General features: G+C 40.2%; 1 protein-coding gene and 1 pseudogene. Both read left to right on the forward strand.

Annotation, left to right across the window (positions count from 1 at the left end; genetic code table 11):
* Positions 1 to 129 precede the first annotated feature (129 nt).
* Positions 130 to 234, forward strand: a pseudogene (locus ACTNEW_RS16235) (sulfite exporter TauE/SafE family protein); the annotation flags it as partial.
* Between the two features lie 159 nt (positions 235 to 393).
* A partial coding sequence (locus ACTNEW_RS16240; protein ID WP_441062849.1) for an IS4 family transposase occupies positions 394 to 1,304 on the forward strand: 911 nt, incomplete at its 3' end.

Genomic DNA, 1,304 nt, shown 5'->3' on the forward strand with positions numbered 1-1,304 from the left:
AGTGGCCTCCTTTTGTATGTGGTAATCCCTGTTACCATTGTTCTCGTCAAACTTTAGTATACAGGTAAATCCACGTTATTACAAATGTGAGGTCACTTCATATTATCTAAACGTATGATAATTGTATGTATCAGTGCTTTTATAATCGGTCTTTACGATGGCTTTTACGGGCCCGGCACCGGCACCTTCCTACTGCTGGCCCTTACCCGTCTGGCTCATATGGATGTCCGCACTTTATGGTGCCTGTCACCAATGTGGTCAACTTAAGATATTTATATATTTTTTAGTTTTATTTTATAAATATTTAATCTTTTTGTGCCATTTTCTGCTTGACAAATTAATCAAAATGTGTTGCGCACCCCTTAAATTTTTAAATTTAAGGAGGTATCACATATGAACTGTTATCAGAATATTTTCACCAGGATCATCATCTGCATACGGCATCTTCTTGCTTCCACTGATTTTTTGAATCAGTATCGCGTTGAGAACCATTTTGTCCGTAAGAGAAAACTTTCCCTCCGTCAGGTCGTCTTTTATCTACTGCATACCAATCATTGTGCCATGCATCAAAATATCTCCAGAATCTGCGATGATCTTCCCGATATCGACTTTCCCGATCAGATTTCAAAGCAGGCACTATCCAAAGCAAGACAATGGATCCTTCCTTCCCTGTTCAGGGAGCTGTTTGCTCTTACTGTACGCACTTACTATGAAATGATCAGTGAGAGGAAAAACTGGCATGGTTATCATGTTTTTGCTGTCGACGGCTCTAAACTTCAGCTTCCTAACTCCAGAGGCAATCTCAATCATTTTGGAAAGCGTTTTAACACTTCCAATCCTTTCCAGGTCTACTCCATGGCTCTCTGCTCTACCTTATATGATGTTTTGGAAGATGTCATTGTGGACTGTTCCCTACATCCCGATCTATCCTCTGAACGTTCAGCGGCTCTGGATCACCTTAGCGCTTTTTTCACCCTTGATTTAGCAGATAATTCTATCATCATTTATGACCGCGGCTATTATTCAGAAAAAATGTATCGTTTTTTCGTCCAAAATAATATCCTTTGTCTTATGCGGCTCAAAGAAAATATGACAATTACCCGTTCTGACTCAGACGACTCTGTCATCATGCTCTCTTCCTCCAAACGCCCTCATTTAGGTACTCCTGACTCAGATCCTATCCCCATTCGTATCATCCGGGTTGTACTTGACAGTGGGGTTACAGAATATCTGGCCACTAATGTAATGGATTCTGATTTATATCCGGAAATGTTTAAAGAACTGTACTTTCTCAGATGGAAAAC

The sequence above is a fragment of the Blautia sp. HCP3S3_G3 genome (assembly GCF_052063365.1).
Classification (GTDB): Bacteria; Bacillota; Clostridia; order Lachnospirales; family Lachnospiraceae; genus Blautia_A.